Annotated in this window: 17 protein-coding genes and 1 tRNA gene; 17 read left to right on the top strand and 1 reads right to left on the bottom strand. The window is 67.1% G+C overall.

Annotation, left to right across the window (positions count from 1 at the left end):
- Window positions 1–65: 65 nt before the first annotated feature.
- The 17 genes from JDO7802_RS11755 to JDO7802_RS11675 all read left to right on the top strand — a co-directional run bounded on the left by JDO7802_RS11755 (window position 66) and on the right by JDO7802_RS11675 (window position 15,345).
- Entirely contained in the window at window positions 66–407 is a 342-nt protein-coding gene (locus tag JDO7802_RS11755; protein ID WP_055085796.1) for a phasin family protein, read from the top strand.
- A 10-nt stretch (window positions 408–417) separates the two neighbouring features.
- Window positions 418–630: a YgaP family membrane protein gene (locus JDO7802_RS11750; RefSeq protein ID WP_055085794.1), complete on the top strand. Its 213-nt coding sequence runs from the start codon at window positions 418–420 to the stop codon at window positions 628–630.
- A 77-nt stretch (window positions 631–707) separates the two neighbouring features.
- Window positions 708–2,135, top strand: coding sequence for a YfcC family protein (locus JDO7802_RS11745; protein WP_055085792.1), 1,428 nt, complete (start codon window positions 708–710; stop codon window positions 2,133–2,135).
- The gene (locus tag JDO7802_RS11740; RefSeq protein ID WP_055085790.1) at window positions 2,132–3,346 is read left to right on the top strand and encodes an arginine deiminase; all 1,215 of its coding nucleotides are present in this window, start codon (window positions 2,132–2,134) and stop codon (window positions 3,344–3,346) included. Before JDO7802_RS11745 ends, JDO7802_RS11740 begins: the two co-directional genes overlap by 4 nt.
- A 1-nt stretch (window position 3,347) precedes the next feature.
- Window positions 3,348–4,349, top strand: coding sequence for an ornithine carbamoyltransferase (argF, locus tag JDO7802_RS11735; RefSeq protein WP_055085788.1), 1,002 nt, complete (start codon window positions 3,348–3,350; stop codon window positions 4,347–4,349).
- Window positions 4,350–4,352: 3 nt separating this feature from the next.
- Window positions 4,353–5,255, top strand: coding sequence for a carbamate kinase (locus JDO7802_RS11730; protein WP_055085787.1), 903 nt, complete (start codon window positions 4,353–4,355; stop codon window positions 5,253–5,255).
- Window positions 5,252–6,331: an MlaE family ABC transporter permease gene (locus JDO7802_RS11725; RefSeq protein ID WP_055085785.1), complete on the top strand. Its 1,080-nt coding sequence runs from the start codon at window positions 5,252–5,254 to the stop codon at window positions 6,329–6,331. The genes JDO7802_RS11730 and JDO7802_RS11725 overlap by 4 nt, the downstream gene beginning before the upstream one ends.
- Window positions 6,328–7,095, top strand: a complete 768-nt coding sequence (locus JDO7802_RS11720) for an ABC transporter ATP-binding protein (RefSeq protein ID WP_055085783.1) — start codon at window positions 6,328–6,330, stop codon at window positions 7,093–7,095. Before JDO7802_RS11725 ends, JDO7802_RS11720 begins: the two co-directional genes overlap by 4 nt.
- On the top strand, window positions 7,095–8,588 hold the full coding sequence (locus tag JDO7802_RS11715) for an MlaD family protein (protein WP_055085781.1): 1,494 nt from the start codon (window positions 7,095–7,097) through the stop codon (window positions 8,586–8,588). The genes JDO7802_RS11720 and JDO7802_RS11715 overlap by 1 nt, the downstream gene beginning before the upstream one ends.
- Window positions 8,585–9,205 carry an ABC-type transport auxiliary lipoprotein family protein gene (locus JDO7802_RS11710; RefSeq protein ID WP_055085779.1) on the top strand — a complete coding sequence of 207 codons (621 nt, stop codon included), beginning with the start codon at window positions 8,585–8,587 and terminating at the stop codon, window positions 9,203–9,205. The genes JDO7802_RS11715 and JDO7802_RS11710 overlap by 4 nt, the downstream gene beginning before the upstream one ends.
- A gap of 10 nt (window positions 9,206–9,215) precedes the next feature.
- Window positions 9,216–9,884, top strand: a complete 669-nt coding sequence (locus tag JDO7802_RS11705; RefSeq protein WP_055085777.1) for a Crp/Fnr family transcriptional regulator — start codon at window positions 9,216–9,218, stop codon at window positions 9,882–9,884.
- Window positions 9,885–9,971: 87 nt separating this feature from the next.
- On the top strand, window positions 9,972–10,157 hold the full coding sequence (locus JDO7802_RS11700) for a hypothetical protein (protein WP_055085775.1): 186 nt from the start codon (window positions 9,972–9,974) through the stop codon (window positions 10,155–10,157).
- A 3-nt stretch (window positions 10,158–10,160) separates the two neighbouring features.
- Complete coding sequence (locus JDO7802_RS11695) at window positions 10,161–10,592, top strand: YeeE/YedE family protein (RefSeq protein ID WP_055085772.1); 432 nt, start codon at window positions 10,161–10,163, stop codon at window positions 10,590–10,592.
- Window positions 10,593–10,595: 3 nt separating this feature from the next.
- A complete protein-coding gene (locus JDO7802_RS11690) occupies window positions 10,596–11,024 on the top strand; it encodes a DUF6691 family protein (protein WP_055085770.1) in 429 nt (142 codons plus the stop codon).
- Window positions 11,025–11,034: 10 nt separating this feature from the next.
- Window positions 11,035–11,916 (top strand): MBL fold metallo-hydrolase, encoded by an 882-nt coding sequence (locus JDO7802_RS11685; RefSeq protein WP_055085768.1) that lies wholly within the window; start codon window positions 11,035–11,037, stop codon window positions 11,914–11,916.
- 10 nt (window positions 11,917–11,926) lie between these two features.
- Entirely contained in the window at window positions 11,927–13,600 is a 1,674-nt protein-coding gene (locus JDO7802_RS11680; protein WP_055085766.1) for a bifunctional protein tyrosine phosphatase family protein/NAD(P)/FAD-dependent oxidoreductase, read from the top strand.
- Window positions 13,597–15,345, top strand: a complete 1,749-nt coding sequence (locus JDO7802_RS11675; protein WP_055085764.1) for a SulP family inorganic anion transporter — start codon at window positions 13,597–13,599, stop codon at window positions 15,343–15,345. Before JDO7802_RS11680 ends, JDO7802_RS11675 begins: the two co-directional genes overlap by 4 nt.
- A 119-nt stretch (window positions 15,346–15,464) precedes the next feature.
- Here the strand turns inward: JDO7802_RS11675 and JDO7802_RS11670 are convergent.
- Window positions 15,465–15,538: transfer RNA gene (locus JDO7802_RS11670), tRNA-Cys, on the bottom strand.
- Window positions 15,539–15,720: the final 182 nt, after the last annotated feature.

Raw genomic sequence — 15,720 nt, 5'->3', positions numbered from 1 at the left:
GCACGGGCGGTCGCGGCGGGCGACGGTGCAATCCGCACACCCGCCCCTGCAGCAGGAGAAGACATATGACGAAGAAGACATCGCCCGACACATCGTCCGACGTTCGCGACCCCATGATTGCGGGGATGGCCGCTGCGGCGGTGCCCTGGACGGTCGGCAGCCGCATGGCGACGGCCTGGATGGAAGGCGTGACGCGGATGAACGGCGAATGGGCTCGGTTCGTGGCCGACAGGCTGGCCCATGACGCGGAGACACAGCACGAGATCTTCACCTGCCGATCTCCGTTGGAAGCCCAACAGCTTGGCGCGGCCTTCGTGCACCGCGCGATGAACGACTATTTGGCCGAAGCCGCACGCCTCGCGACGGTCGGCGCAAAGGCCGCCCAGACCGACGACACATCATCCTGAGGAGAATACCATGACACCGAACATCGGCACCACCGACCGCGTCGCACGGGGTCTTATCGGACTCGTCCTGATCGTGGCCCCGCTTCTGAACCTGCCGGCCATCTGGTCGAGCGATTTCTGGGCCTACGGTGCGATCGCTGTCGGCGCGGTCCTCGTCGTGACTGCGGTCGTGCGGATGTGTCCGCTCTACCGTCTGATCGGCGTGGACACCTGTGGGATCTGACCCGCCGATTGATAAGCATCAATGCCCCCCATGACGGCCGGGGGCAGTTCAGTCCCACCCCGCCGGAGGAGACGACCATGGCCGATGCATCGCCCGACCCCGTCCCGACTGCCGATCGATTTCCGTCGGCCTTCACGATCCTGTTCGGTCTGGTCATCGTGGTCGCGGCGGCCAGCTGGTTCGTGCCGGCTGGCGAATACACCCGCCAGGCCAGCGCCCTTCTGGGCCGCGACGTGCCGTTGCCGGGTACATATACGGTGGTCGATCCCGCGCCGCAGGGCCTCTGGGCCGTGCTCCGGGCGCCGATCGCCGGCTTCTACGACCCCGAGAGCTATGATGCGAATGCGATCGACGTGTCGCTGTTCGTCCTGATCATCGGCGGATTTCTGGGCGTCGTGAACGCGACCGGCGCCATCGACGCGGGCATCACGGCTGCCATGGCCCGGATGCGCGGGCGCGAAAAATGGATGATCCCGGTGCTGATGGCGCTGTTCGCCTTGGGCGGCACGACCTATGGCATGGCCGAGGAAACGCTGGCCTTCTACGCGATCCTGATCCCGGTGATGATCGCCGCGGGATATGACGCGCTGACCGGGGTCGCAGTCATCCTGCTGGGGGCCGGCGTTGGGGTCCTGGGGTCCACGATCAACCCGTTCGCCACCACGATCGCGTCGGATGCGGCGGGCATCGCCTTCACCGACGGCATCGGCCTGCGCGTCGTCATTCTGATCCTGGGATGGCTGATCTGCACCTGGTGGGTCATGCGCTATGCGGCGCGCGTAAAGGCGGATCCGACCCGTTCGCTGGTCGCGGATCGCCGGGACGCGAATGCGCGGCACTTCCACGACGGCGCAAAAGCCGCCGTTTCCCTGACGGGCCTGCGAAAACTGGTGCTCGCCCTGTTCGGCGCGACCTTTGCGGTGATGATCTGGGGCGTCGCCAGCCAGGGCTGGTGGATGGCCGAGATGTCGATGTTGTTTCTGGCTGCCGCGATCGTCATCGGCCTTGCCGGCCGGGTCGGCGAAAAGAACTTCGTCGAGGCGTTCGTAAACGGCGCGCGTGACCTGCTGGGCGTGGCGCTGATCATCGGGCTGGCGCGTGGCATCGTCGTCGTGATGGACGCGGGCAAGATGACCGACACCCTGCTGCACGCCGCCGAGGGCATGGTGACCGGCGTGTCGGAGGTGGTTTATGTCAACGTCCTTTTCTGGATCGAGACGGCGCTCAGCTTCCTGGTTCCTTCGACATCCGGGCTGGCCGTCCTGACCATGCCGATCCTTGCCCCCGCGTCCGACTTTGCGGGCGTCGACCGGTCGCTGGCGGTGACGGCCTACCAATCGGCCTCGGGCATCGTGAACTTGGTGACGCCGACGTCGGCCGTGGTGGTCGGCGCACTTGCCATTGGCCGGGTGCCGTTCAACCGGTGGGTGCGGTTCGTGGCTCCTCTTCTTGGAGGTTTGATCGTTCTCGTCATGGGCGCGCTTACCTTGGGGGTGTTGCTGTGACCGGCGCGCCCGGCGTTCTGTCGGAAACGGGCCGTTTGCGCGCCGTCCTTGTCTGCGAACCTGGACCGGCGCAGGCCCGTCTGACGCCGGCGACCTGCGATGCGATGCTGTTCGACGATGTGATGTGGCTGGAACGGGCGCGGTCGGATCACCGCGCTTTCCGCGCCGAGCTGGAGTATCGCGGGGTCGAGGTCGTGGAGCTGCGCGACCTTCTGATCGAGACGGTGGCCAAAGCCCCCGCGCGCAAGGCCCTGATCGACGCCCGGATCACAAGCGACACCGTGGGGCTGGGCCTGCGCGACGAGGTTCGCGCCTGGGCGCGCGAACTGCCCGCAGACGCCCTTGCCGATCTGCTGATGGGCGGCCTGTCGGTCGAGGAGGTGCCCGGCCCGGCCAAGGGTCTGACGGCGGCAATCCTTGGGGCGGACGGCCTGCTGGTGGCCCCGCTTCCGAACCTGATGTTCCCCCGCGACAGCAGCGCCTGGATCGGCGGCGGCGTCCTGCGCGGGTCGATGCGCTTCCCCGTCCGCGCGGACGAAACGGCGATCCTGCGCACGATCCACGATCATCACCCGCGCTTTCGCGAAGCCGCCCATCCCTGGCCCGTTCCCGGGTCCGCGCCGCTGGAGGGCGGTGATCTGATGGTGCTGACCCCGCAAACCATTCTTGTCGGCATGGGGGAGCGGACGGCCCCGCAGGCGGTGGGGCAGATGGCGCGCGCCCTGTTCGACGCCGGTCAGGTGGAGCGTGTGATCGCCTGCACCATGCCAAAAGGGCGGGCGTCCATGCATCTCGATACCGTCTTCACCCTGTGCGGACCGGACCTTGCGACGACATATGGCGATGTGTCCGGCGGCATCGCCTGTCACAGTGTCCGTCCGGGCACCGCCCCCGGTACGCTGGACGTACGGCCCGAGCCGGCGCCCTTTGCCGGTGTTGTAGCCGCCGCATTGGGACAGACCCGCCTTCGGATCGTCGAGACGGGGGGCGACCGCTATGTCCGCGCGCGGGAGCAATGGGACGACGGCAACAATGTCCTGGCCGTCGCGCCGAATGTCGTGCTGGCCTACGACCGCAACACCCGCACGAACACCGCCCTGCGCCGGGCCGGGGTCGAAGTCATCACCTTCCCCGGCGGAGAGCTGGGCCGCGGGCGCGGCGGGCCCAGATGCCTGTCGTGTCCCCTGACCCGCGACGCGGCGGAGGTCTGACATGTCCTTCAACCTTCACGGCCGCTCACTTCTGACCCTGGCGGATTTCACCTCGCCCGAGATCGCGCATCTGTTGGGTCTTGCCGCCGACCTGAAGGCCGCCAAGGCATCGGGGACGGAGGTCGCGCGCCTGACGGGCAAGGAAATCGCCCTGATCTTCGAGAAAGACAGCACCCGCACCCGCGCGGGGTTCGAGGTCGCCGCCTTCGATCAGGGCGCCCATGTCACCTATCTCGGCCCCACGGGCACCCACATGGGGCGCAAGGAAAGCGTCCGGGACACGGCCCGCGTTCTGGGACGCCTGTATGACGGGATCGAATTCCGGGGCCACGATCACCACGCCGTCGAAACGCTGGCCGAACACGCGGGCGTCCCGGTCTATAACGGCCTGACGCAGCGGTTCCACCCCACGCAGGCGCTTGCCGATCTGCTGACCATGAGGGAAGTGGCGGGCCCCGACCTGAAGGGTGTTTCCGTCTGCTTTCTGGGGGATGTCGGCAACAACGTCGCGGTCAGCCTGGCAATTGGGGCCGTGCGGATGGGGATGGACATGCGCCTGTGCGGGCCCGCCTCCCTTTGGCCATCGACGCAGATCGTGACCGCGCTGGAGGCGGACGCCCGCGCCGCCGGCGGATCGATCCTGCTGACCGAGGATTCGTCCGCCGGAGCAAATGGCGCGCGGTTCATCTATACCGACGTCTGGGTTTCGATGGGCGAAGATAAATCGCTCTGGCCCGACCGGATCGACCGGCTGCGCCCGTACCGCGTCGACAGAGAGATGCTGCAACGCACGGGCCGCGACGACGTGCGGTTCCTGCATTGCCTGCCCGCCTTTCACGACGCGCAGACCGAAATCGGCGCGCAGCTTTGCCGCGACCATCACCTCGACGGAATCGAAGTGTCCGACGAGGTATTCGAGAGCGAAAATTCCATCGTCTTCGATCAGGCGGAGAACCGGATGCACGCGATCAAGGCGGTCCTTGTCGCCACGCTGGGGGGCTGACCAATGCTTGTCGTGGCAGCCCTTGGCGGCAACGCCCTTCTGCGCCGCGGCGAGGCGCTGACGGCCGAGGCGCAGCGCGCCAACGTCATGCGCGCCGCCGACGCCCTGGCGCGGATCGTGCGGGCCGGGCACGACCTTGTCGTCACCCATGGCAACGGCCCGCAGATCGGGCTGCTGGCGATGCAATCCGATGATTGGCCGCTGGATATCTTGGGGGCCGAGACGGACGGAATGATCGGCTATCTGATCGAGCGGGAGTTGGAGAACGCGCTGGACCACGACCGACCCGTGGCGACCCTTTTGACGCAAATCCTGGTGGACCCGGCGGACCCGGCCTTTGCGCGCCCCACCAAGTTCGTCGGCCCGACCTGGTCGGAGGCCGAGGCCCGCGCGCGGGCTTGCCCCAAAGGCTGGACCATCGCGAAGGACGGCACCGGATGGCGGCGGGTCGTGCCATCGCCCCGCCCTGTCGACATCCCGGACCTGCGCGCCGTTCGCCTGCTGCTGGATCACGGGGCCGTGGTCATCTGCGGCGGCGGCGGTGGCATTCCCGTCGCGCGGACGCCGGATGGCCGGCTGCACGGTGTGGAAGCGGTGGTCGACAAGGATCGGTCGTCGGCCCTTCTGGCACAGCGGCTTGAGGCGCAGGTGTTGCTGCTTCTGACCGATGTGCCCTGCGTCATGCAGGGCTTCGGCACGCCGCAGGCGATCGGCATCCCTCACCTGACGCCCGAGGAGGCGGAGGCCATGGACCTGCCCGACGGATCCATGGGGCCGAAGGTGCAGGCGGCGGCGGCCTTCGCGCGGATCACTGGCGGCGTCGGCGTGATCGGGCGGTTGGACGACGCGGCGGACATGCTGGACGGTATCGCGGGAACCCGCATCGCGGCGGAGCCCGGGGCGTGACCGTTACGATCACCCGGGACGGTACGGATCTGCACATCGCGGGCGATCTGTCGCTGCGCACGGTGCCAGGGCTGGACCGACCGCCGTCGGGCGGGGTCCGCCGGATCCTTCTGAACGGTATCACCCGGCTCGACACCGCGGGGGCTTGGTTCGTGCTGAGTCTTGGTCCCGACGGGGCCGAGACTACGATCCAGGGCGCGACGCCCGCGCAGACGGCGTTGATCGCCGCGGTCCGGCGCAGCCTGTCGTCCCCGCCCGAAGTTGCGGTCCGCCGTCCGCTTCGGACGATGGTCGCCACGCTGGGCCACACCACCTGGGACCTGGGGCGCGAGGGTATGGGGCTGATCTCTGCGCTTGGGCGGTTCGTGGCGGAACTTGCGCGTCTTACCCTGTCGCCGCGACGTCTGCGCGCCACGTCACTGGTGCATCACATGCAATCCGCGGGTCTGGACGCCGTGCCGATCGTGACGCTGATGGCGTTCCTGATCGGCGTCGTCGTCGCCTTCCAAGGGTCGGCGCAGCTGGAGCAGTTCGGCGCGGAGATTTTCGTCGTCGACCTGATCGCGATCTCGGTCCTGCGGGAACTGGGCATCCTGCTAACCGCGATCATCGTGGCGGGACGCTCGGCCTCGGCTTTCACCGCCGCCATCGGCACCATGAAGATGCGCGAAGAAGTCGACGCCCTGCGCGCCCTTGGCCTCGACCCCGAAACGGTGCTGATCGCGCCCCGAATCCTGGCCCTGATCCTGACGCTTCCGGTGCTGGGTATCCTGGCGGACATTGCAGGGCTGGCAGGGGGTGCGGCGATGGCATGGCTCGACCTTGGCATCACACCCATGGCGTTCGCGGCGCGCGTCGCGGACGGCACCGGGCCGTGGCATCTGGCCGTCGGGTTGATCAAGGCTCCGGTCTTTGCCCTCATCATCGGGCTGGTGGGGTGCCGCAACGGGATGCGGGTCGGCGGCGACGCCGAAAGCCTGGGGCGGCTGACCTCCGCTTCGGTCGTGACGGCGATCTTTCTGGTGATCGTCGCCGACGCCGTCTTCTCGGTCTTCTTCGCGCTGGTGGGCATATGACGGATGTCCCGATCATCCGCGTGCGCGGCCTGACGACCCGGTTCGGCGACCACGTCGTCCACGACGGGCTGGATCTGGAAGTCGCCAGGGGGGAAATTCTGGGCGTCGTCGGCGGTTCCGGGACAGGTAAATCGGTGTTGTTGCGCCAGATCATCGGTCTGCTGGATCCGGCGGCGGGCCGCATCGAGGTGCTGGGCCAGCCCGTGACCGGAACCACGCCGCAGTCATTCCGCAAATTGCGCCGCCGCTGGGGCGTGATGTTCCAGGGCGGCGCGCTCTTCTCCTCGCTCACGGTGCGGGAAAACGTGGAGATACCGCTGCGCGAACAGACGGACCTGCCCCAAGCGCTGCGCGAAACGCTGGCGGCGATCAAGGTCCGCATGGTCGGTCTGCCGCAGGACGCGATGGGCAAGCATCCCGCCCAGCTGTCGGGTGGCATGCGCAAGCGGGCCGGGTTCGCGCGGGCCATCGCGCTGGATCCCGAAATCGTCTTTCTGGACGAGCCGACGGCCGGGCTGGACCCAATCGGGGCGGCGGCCCTCGATACCCTGATCGGTCAGCTACGCGATGCGCTTGGCCTGACGGTATTTCTGGTGACCCACGACCTGGATACGCTACATGCCATCTGCGACCGCGTGGCCGTCCTGGCCGAGCGCAAGGTGCTGGCCGTCGGTACCATCGCAGAGCTGCGCGCGTTGCCACACCCTTGGGTCCACGATTATTTCAGCGGTCCGCGCGGGCGCGCCGCCGCCGGAGAGCGCTGATGGAAATCAAGGCGAATTTCGTTCTGATCGGGGCCTTCACCCTGCTGGGCATCGGCGCGATCCTGGCGGCGTTCCTGTGGCTTGGGGCGCTGCGCGTCGATGGGGACGTGGCACGATACGGCATCTTGTTCGACGACGTCTCCGGTTTATCGCCGTCGGGGGAGGTGGTGTTCAACGGTCTGCCGGTCGGGCGGGTCGTGTCGCTGCGCCTGCACGATGCGAATCCGGCCCTGATCTATGCGCTGATCGAAGTGGACGCGGCGACGCCGGTGCGCAGCGACACCGTCGCACAATTGACCGTGCAGGGCGTGACCGGCGTATCCTATATCGCATTGATCGGTGGACAGACCGATGCCGCGAGGTTGCAAGGGGGGACAGGGGACGTGCCGATGATCCCTTCGCGCCGGACAGGGTTGCAGACGCTGATGACCGACGTGCCCGGTCTGCTGGCCGAAGGCAGGGAGCTGATCGCCGATCTGCGCCTGCTGGCCGGCCCCGGCACCCAGGCCCGCGTCGCCGGCATCCTGGCCAATACCGAAGCCGCGACCGGCAAGCTGAATTCGACATTGGACGGCTTGGACGGGTTGACCACGGGGCTGGTGGATGCGGCGGATCAGGTCGGCGTGCTGGCGGGAACCGTGGCCGCGCTGGAAGGCGACATCCGCGGCACGCTGACCCGCGCCGATACCGCGCTGGTCGCCGTGACCAGGGCCGTCAATGCCGCCCAACCCGTTATCGCCGCGACCGGGACCTTGCTGTCGACGGACGTGCCCCAGACGCTTGCCGCCTGGCGGATCGCGGGCGAAGGCACCGCCCCGTTGATCCGGCGGGCGGACGACGCCCTGACTGCCGTCGCGGCGGCGGCCGAGGCGGTGACGACACTGACGACCGGCGAGGGGGCCGCGCTGATCGGCGATGCCAGCGGGACGGTCGCGGCCCTGACCCCTGCCCTGCGCGACGACCTGCCGGCCGCGATGGGCGACCTGCGCGCGGCCTCTGAGCAGGTTCGGACCGGACTTTCCGCGATCACGCAAGGCCTGACGGAGGCGACAGAACAGATCGACCCCCTTGCCACCGAAACCCGCGCGGCCGTCGCGGCGGCCACCAACCTTCTGGAGCGCGCGGGCCCGACGTTGGAGCGTCTGGACGGGACGATCGGATCGGTCGAAACCGCCATCGCCGCGGCCGGTCGGGTGATCGAAACCGACGTCGGCCCCGCCCTTGGCGATTTTCGCCGGGTGGCGGACGTCGTCGCCCGCGATCTTCCGGGCCTGACCGCGCGCGCCGATGCCGTCTTGTCCGATATCGGATCGGCCGCGTCCGCCGTCACGCCCGGGCTACGCAGTTTCGGCACGTCGACCCTGCCCCAGATCGACGCGCTGGCAAGCGAGGCACGCGCCTTCGTCCGCGCCCTGACCGCGTTCCTGCGCCGGATCGAGAGCGACCCCGCCGGGGCGCTGCAGGGACAGCGCGTTCCGGAGTATCGCAGATGAGCATGACCTATCTGACCCGCCGCGCGGTCGCACTGGGCCTGATCGGCACCCTTCCCGGCTGCGCCACGTTGACGGCGCTGAACGGGGCACCCGCGCTTCCCACCTATGACCTTGCCCCGGTGGCCGGGACCACGGGCCCGCGCCGGTCCCTGACCCTGGTGGTGGCGCGTCCCGAAGCCCCCGCAGCCATCGACATCGACCGCATTCTGATCAAGCCCAACCCGCTGGCCATCGCATATCTGGCGGACGCGAAATGGGCGGATGCGGTGCCCGCGTTGGTGCAATCGGTGGTCATCCGGTCCATCGCCGGCGCAGGTCGGCTGGCGCATGTCGGGTCGGTCGAAAACGGACCGGTGCCCGACCTTGCCCTGCTTTTGCGGATCGACGCCTTCCAGGCGGAGCCCGGCGCCGACACGGCGATCGTTCCCATCCGCATCGCGATGTCCGCCTCCCTGATCCGCGACCGCGACCAGCGGTTGATGGCATCGCGCGATTTCATCGGGTCCGCAATCGCCGCGACGGACGATCCGGGCGCGATTGTGCCGGGGTTCCAGCGGGCGATGGACGGCATTCTGCCGCGTCTTGCGGACTGGACAGCGGACAACGCGCGGGGCTAGCGACGTGACAATGACGACCGACATCGAAGACTGGACCGCCCGTTTTCCGGGGCTGGCGCGGCTGGAACAGCCGATCCGCGACCTGTTGCTGGCACGCGGGCGAATGGTGGACATCGCGCCCGGAACCCTTGTCTTCGGCCCCGGCAAGTCGCCCGAGAACATGCTGTTCCTTCTGGACGGGGTCGTCCGGGTGCAGCAGGTGTCGGACACCGGGCGCGAAATCGTCCTGTACCGCATCCATGCGGGCGAAAGCTGCGTGCTGACCACGGCGTGCCTTTTGGCCTATGACGATTATTCCGCCGAAGGGGTCGCCGAAACCGCCGTGCGCGCCGCCGCCGTGCCGCGCGGTGTCTTCGACGACCTGGTCGCGCAGTCGTCGGCCTTCCGCACCTTTGTGTTCGCGGCCTTTTCCAAGCGGATTACCGACCTGTTCCTCGTCATCGACGAAGTGGCCTTCCAACGGGTCGATATCCGTCTGGCGCAGAAATTACTGGACCTGTCGGAAGGGGCCGGACAGCTTCGGACGACGCATCAGAAGCTATCGGTCGAACTGGGCACCGCGCGCGAAGTCGTGTCGCGCCAGTTACAGGAATTTCAGCGCCGCGGCTGGATCGCGCAGCAGCGCGGCACCGTCGACATCCTGGATCGATCCGCGTTGGAGCGTCTGACGCAGGACTGACGGATTTTCGGAGGCGATGGTGACATTGTCACCGACGGCGGACCGTGTCGCAGGGTAGAATGGCTGAAACGAACGGAGGTTTCACCCATGGCCACGCTGCCCCACATCGATCATCTGACCAGCATCCTGCCCACCCTTGCGCAGGGCGTGCGCGTGCCTGAGTACGGTGTCGCGATGGTTCGCACCCTGAGCGTTCATCTGCTGGCCCTGGCCGACGAAACCCTTGGCTTGATGGCCGTCAATGCCCCGCCCCTTTCCTTGCGGGAGGTGTGAGGCATGGAAACGGTCTTCACCCCCCTGCAATCGCTTCTGGGCGGCGTGCTCATCGGTCTGTCGGCCGTCATGCTCATGGCGTTTTCGGGGCGCATCATGGGGGCGACGGGCATCTTGTCTGGCATCGTGACGCCCACATCGACGTCCGAGTTCGCCTGGCGCGCGGCGCTGTTGGCCGGAATGGTCAGCGGGCCGGCCGCCATTCTGCTGGCGACCGGTGCGATGCCGGTGGTGCAGGTCCCGGTCCCGACGCCGATGCTGATCGTCGGGGGCCTGATCGTCGGGATCGGGGCGAGCGTCGGATCGGGCTGCACCTCGGGCCACGGGGTCTGCGGCATGGCGCGGCTTTCGCCCCGGTCCATCGTCGCGACACTCACCTTCATGTTCACCACGGCGGTCACGGTCTTCGTCATCCGCCATATCATCGGGGGATAGAACATGCGTCTGATCGTCAGCTATTTCGTCGGCCTCGTCTTCGGTATCGGCATCTCTCTGTCGGGGATGGCAAACCCGGCCAAGGTCCTGAATTTCTTCGACGTCTTTGGAACCTGGGACCCCAGTTTGGCCTTCGTGATGGGCGGGGCCCTGATCGTGACATTCGTCGGCTATCGCTATGTCCTGCGCCGTCCGGGCCCGATGCTGGAAGCGCGGTTCATGCTGCCCACCAAGACCGACCTCGATGCGCGCCTGATCGGCGGGTCGGCCCTGTTCGGGGTCGGCTGGGGAATTGCCGGCTTCTGTCCCGGCGGCGCGCTTCCGGCTTTGGGCACGCTGATGCCGGACGTCTTCGTTTTCGTGGCCAGCGTCGCGGCGGGCATCTGGATCGCCCGCGCCCTGCAAACTTTCACCCCGGCCCCCGCGGCCTGAAAGGAGCGATATGACCCCTTCCGTCAACATGGACATCCACCCCGACGTGTCGGCGCATTTCGACCCGGCGACGAACACCATCAGCTATATCGTCAAGGATCCGGCCAGCGACCATTGCGCGATCATCGACAGCGTCATGGACATCGACTACGCCGCCGGGCGGATCACCTACGATCACGCGGACCTGCTGATCGAGGAGGTTCGCACGCGCGGCCTGACGCTCGACTGGATCATCGAGACCCATGTCCACGCCGATCACCTGTCGGCTGCGCCCTATATCCAGGATCGGCTGGGCGGCCAGATCGGCATCGGCGCGGAGATCGTCACCGTGCAGGAAACATTCGGCAAGATCTTCAACGAAGGTACCGAATTTCAGCGTGACGGCAGCCAGTTCGACCGGCTGTTCCGCGACGGCGACACCTATGCCGTGGGTCAGATGGAGTGCATCACGATGCACACCCCCGGCCACACCCCCGCCTGCATGACCCACATCATCGGCGATGCGGCCTTCGTCGGCGACACTCTGTTCATGCCCGACGGCGGGTCGGCGCGCGCGGACTTTCCGGGCGGCGACGCGGGCGTGCTTTACGACAGCATCCAGCGCATCCTTGCCCTGCCGGGGGCAATGCGGCTGTTCATGTGCCATGATTACGGCCCCGGTGGCCGCGACATCGCCTGGGAAACGACGGTCGCCGCCGAAAAGGCCGACAACATCCACGTCGGCGACGGCACGACACGCGCGGCCTTCATCAAGATGCGGACCGAGCGGGATGCGTCGCTCGCGGTGCCAAGCCTGATCCTTCCGTCGCTCCAGGTGAACATGCGTGCGGGGGAGGTTCCGACGGACGACGCCGGGCACCCCGTTCTGAAAATTCCCGTCAACGGCATCTGAGGAGAGGGCAATGGACGTCAGGACCATCTCCGACCGGCTGTCCGTCGGCCCACAGCTGACCCCTTCCGACATGGCGGAGGTGGCGCGACTGGGCTTCCGCGCCGTGATCTGCAATCGGCCCGACGGCGAGGGACCCGACCAACCCACCTTCGAAGAGGTCGCGGCGGCGGCGGCCGATTACGGGCTGGAGGCGCGCTATCTGCCGATCGTCGCCGGCAAGGTGAGCGACGAAGATGCCACTGCCTTCGACGCGGCGCTGACCGGATTGCCGGGCCCGGTTCTGGCCTATTGCCGGACCGGCACGCGGTCCACAACGCTCTGGGCGCTGTCGCAGGCGGACCGCTTGGACCTGCCCCGCATCCTGCGGACGGCCAAGGACGCGGGCTATGATATGGGGGGCGTCGTGCGGCGCATCGCGAACGGCGGCAAGACACCGACGGACGCGCCCGATGCCTGTTTCGAGGTCGTCATCGTGGGCGGGGGGGCCGCCGGCATCGCTGTTGCCGCCAGCCTGCGCAAACGACAGCCGCGCGCGCAGATCGCGATCATCGACCCGGCAGAGACGCATTACTATCAACCCGGCTGGACCATGGTGGGCGGCGGCATCTTCGACGCCAAGGACACGGTGCGCACGATGGGATCGTTGATCCCCGCAGGCGTGCGCTGGATCAAAGCCGCCGTTGCCGCCTTCGAGCCAGACGCCGATGCCGTCATCGTGGATGGTTGCCGGGTGATCCGATACGAGCATCTGATCGTCTGTCCGGGCCTGAAGCTCGACTGGCACGCGATCGACGGCCTGGTCGAGACGCTGGGCCGAAACGGCGTGACATCGAACTATCGCTACGATCTGGCCCCCTACACGTGGGAGTTGGTGCGCGGACTGGACCGCGGCCGCGCGATCTTCACGCAACCGCAGATGCCGATCAAATGCGCGGGGGCCCCGCAAAAGGCGATGTATCTGTCCGCCGATGCCTGGCGTCGCCGCGGCGTCCTGTCGGACATCGACATCACCTTCGCGACCGCCGGTCCAAGCCTGTTCGGCGTCAAGGACTACGTCCCCGCGCTGATGGAATACGTCGACCGCTATGGCGCGACGCTCGATTTCCATCACGATCTGATCGCCGTCGACGGGCCCGCCCGCGTCGCCACCTTTCAGGTCAAGGCACCGAACGCGGCCCCGACGACGGTCGAGCTGGAGTTCGACATGCTGCATGTCTGCCCGCCGCAGACGGCCCCCGATTTCATCCGCGTTTCCCCCTTGGTGGACGAGAGCGGCTGGATCGACGTCGATCAGGCGACCCTGCGGCACAGGACCCACGAAAACATCTGGGCATTGGGCGATGTGACCAATACGCCCAATGCCAAGACCGCTGCAGCCGCGCGCGTGCAGGCCCCGGTCGTCGCCACCAACGTGTCGGCCGACATGAACGGTCGCGCGCCCACGGCGCAATACAGCGGCTATGGCTCCTGCCCCCTTACGGTGGAGCGCGGGAAGATCGTCCTGGCGGAGTTCGGTTATGGCGGAACGCTGATGCCGACCTTTCCGAAGGCGATCATCGACGGCACGCGGCCCAGCCGCGCGGCATGGCTGCTCAAGGAGAAGATCCTGCCGCCGATGTACTGGCAGGGCATGCTCAAGGGCCGGGAATGGCTGGTCCAGCCAGAAACCATCGACGCGGAATGACCGCGCGTATCGAAAAGTACCTGCCGGTCCTGGCCTGGGGACGCCGGTATTCCCGGCGCGACCTGACCGGGGATCTGCTTGCGGCGATGATCGTCACGATCATGCTGGTACCGCAGTCGCTGGCCTATGCGATGCTGGCGGGGTTGCCGCCGCAGGCCGGGCTCTATGCGTCGATCGTTCCGATCCTGCTTTATGCCGTATTCGGGACAAGTCGGACACTGGCCGTCGGGCCGGTGGCCGTGGTGTCGCTGATGACGGCCGCCGCCCTGGGCGAAGTGGTGCAGCAAGGCACTGCCGCCTACGCTGCGGCGGCGCTGACGCTGGCGGGTCTTTCAGGGGTCATCCTGATCGCTCTGGGTATTCTGCGCCTGGGTCTTCTGGCGAACTACCTTTCCCATCCGGTCATCGGCGGGTTCATCACCGCGTCTGGTCTTCTGATCGCGGCCAGTCAGTTGCGCCACATCCTCGGCATCGAGGCGGAGGGGCACAGCCTGCCCGATCTCTTCACCTCGCTCGCGTCCAACTTGCCTCAGACCGATCCGATGACGCTGGTCCTGGGGGCGTGCGCGCTGGTGTTCCTGTTCTGGGTCCGCTCCGGTCTCAAACCGCTCCTCCTGCGCCGGCACCTGACCGAGGGTGCCGCGGACACGTTGACCAAGATCGGCCCGGTCCTGGCCATCGTCGCCACGACGCTGGCCGTCTGGCGGTTCGACCTCGATGCACAGGGTGTCGCAATCGTAGGGGTCGTTCCCGGCAGTTTGCCCCCGCTGACCGTTCCCGCGTTCGACCCCGCTTTGATCCGGCAGCTGCTCCTGCCGGCGTTCCTTATCTCGATCATCGGCTTCGTGGAGTCGGTTTCCGTCGCACAGACCCTTGCGGCGAAGCGGCGGCAACGGATCGACCCGGATCAGGAGTTGCTGGGCCTTGGCGCCGCGAACCTCGGTGCCGCCTTCACCGGCGGCTTTCCGGTCACGGGCGGATTTTCGCGGTCCATCGTCAATTTCGACGCAGGCGCACGCACGCCAGCGGCGGGGGCGTTCACGGCAACCGGCCTTGCCCTTGTCGCGCTGACCCTGACGCCGTTGATCCACTTCCTGCCCAAGGCGACCCTGGCCGCGACCATCATCGTCGCGGTGCTGGGCCTTGTCGATCTCGGCTTGCTCAGACGCGCCTGGCGCTATTCCAAGGCCGATTTCGCCGCCGTGGCCGCCACCATCGTCCTGACCCTTGGGTTCGGCGTGGAGGTCGGCGTCGCGGCGGGCGTGTCCCTTTCGGTCGGCCTCCATCTTCACCGCGCCGCCCGACCCCATATCGCCGAAGTCGGTCGGGTGCCGGGCACCGAGCATTTCCGCAATATCCTGCGCCACGACGTGCAGACCGATCCCAGAACGGTAACCCTGCGCATAGACGAAAGCCTTTGGTTCGCGAATGCGCGTTATCTGGAGGACTTCATCCACGCCCGCGTCGCCACCGACCCGAAGGTGCGAAATCTGGTCCTGCAATGTGCCGCGATCAATGAGATCGACCTGAGCGCGCTGGAGTCGCTCGAAGCGATCAACCGTCGCCTGTCGGAAATGGACGTGACGCTGCATCTGTCGGAGGTGAAGGGTCCGGTGATGGACAGACTTCGGCGATCGCATTTCCTCGATACTCTGACGGGACAAGTCTTCCTGTCGCAGCACGATGCCGCCACCGCCCTCGCTGCGAAACCGGACCCCGACAAGCCCCATCTCCGGGTAATCTGACATTCGAAACCGCCCGTTCGCGTGGCCGCAGGACATGCACCGCAGCCCCACTTTGATCGCTGCACGACGGCAAGGCGCAAGACGTGCCGCTTGGGTCGTTCGAACATATGCATCGGGGATGGAGGCGAGTAGGAGAATCGAACTCCTGTACACGGATTTGCAATCCGCTGCGTAACCACTCCGCCAACTCGCCGCAGGGTGGGGACGCTCTAGCGTCTCGTCACCGGTCCTGCAAGGCATCAGTCCTCCGCCGATCAGCCTATTCGACGTTGCAGCGCGGCACGAGACATGCTTTTTGGATCTCAACGAAATTAAACCGACAGGTTCACTTCTTATGGTCGCCTCCCAGACCCTTCGAACAGTCATGGTCGACAC

Source organism: Jannaschia donghaensis (assembly GCF_001403795.1).
Lineage (GTDB): Bacteria > Pseudomonadota > Alphaproteobacteria > Rhodobacterales > Rhodobacteraceae > Jannaschia > Jannaschia donghaensis.
The sequence above is the reverse complement of the archived record's forward strand: the minus strand, read 5'-3'. Positions and strand labels throughout refer to the sequence as shown.

Coding starts and splice junctions, on each gene's coding strand:
- JDO7802_RS11755 (WP_055085796.1), top strand. CDS start 66: ATGACGAAGAAGACATCGCCCGACACATCGTCCGACGTTCGCGACCCC.
- JDO7802_RS11685 (WP_055085768.1), top strand. CDS start 11,035: ATGACCCCTTCCGTCAACATGGACATCCACCCCGACGTGTCGGCGCAT.
- JDO7802_RS11745 (WP_055085792.1), top strand. CDS start 708: ATGGCCGATGCATCGCCCGACCCCGTCCCGACTGCCGATCGATTTCCG.
- JDO7802_RS11715 (WP_055085781.1), top strand. CDS start 7,095: ATGGAAATCAAGGCGAATTTCGTTCTGATCGGGGCCTTCACCCTGCTG.
- JDO7802_RS11710 (WP_055085779.1), top strand. CDS start 8,585: ATGAGCATGACCTATCTGACCCGCCGCGCGGTCGCACTGGGCCTGATC.
- JDO7802_RS11720 (WP_055085783.1), top strand. CDS start 6,328: ATGACGGATGTCCCGATCATCCGCGTGCGCGGCCTGACGACCCGGTTC.
- JDO7802_RS11750 (WP_055085794.1), top strand. CDS start 418: ATGACACCGAACATCGGCACCACCGACCGCGTCGCACGGGGTCTTATC.
- JDO7802_RS11680 (WP_055085766.1), top strand. CDS start 11,927: ATGGACGTCAGGACCATCTCCGACCGGCTGTCCGTCGGCCCACAGCTG.
- JDO7802_RS11700 (WP_055085775.1), top strand. CDS start 9,972: ATGGCCACGCTGCCCCACATCGATCATCTGACCAGCATCCTGCCCACC.
- JDO7802_RS11695 (WP_055085772.1), top strand. CDS start 10,161: ATGGAAACGGTCTTCACCCCCCTGCAATCGCTTCTGGGCGGCGTGCTC.
- JDO7802_RS11705 (WP_055085777.1), top strand. CDS start 9,216: ATGACGACCGACATCGAAGACTGGACCGCCCGTTTTCCGGGGCTGGCG.
- argF (WP_055085788.1), top strand. CDS start 3,348: ATGTCCTTCAACCTTCACGGCCGCTCACTTCTGACCCTGGCGGATTTC.
- JDO7802_RS11730 (WP_055085787.1), top strand. CDS start 4,353: ATGCTTGTCGTGGCAGCCCTTGGCGGCAACGCCCTTCTGCGCCGCGGC.
- JDO7802_RS11675 (WP_055085764.1), top strand. CDS start 13,597: ATGACCGCGCGTATCGAAAAGTACCTGCCGGTCCTGGCCTGGGGACGC.
- JDO7802_RS11690 (WP_055085770.1), top strand. CDS start 10,596: ATGCGTCTGATCGTCAGCTATTTCGTCGGCCTCGTCTTCGGTATCGGC.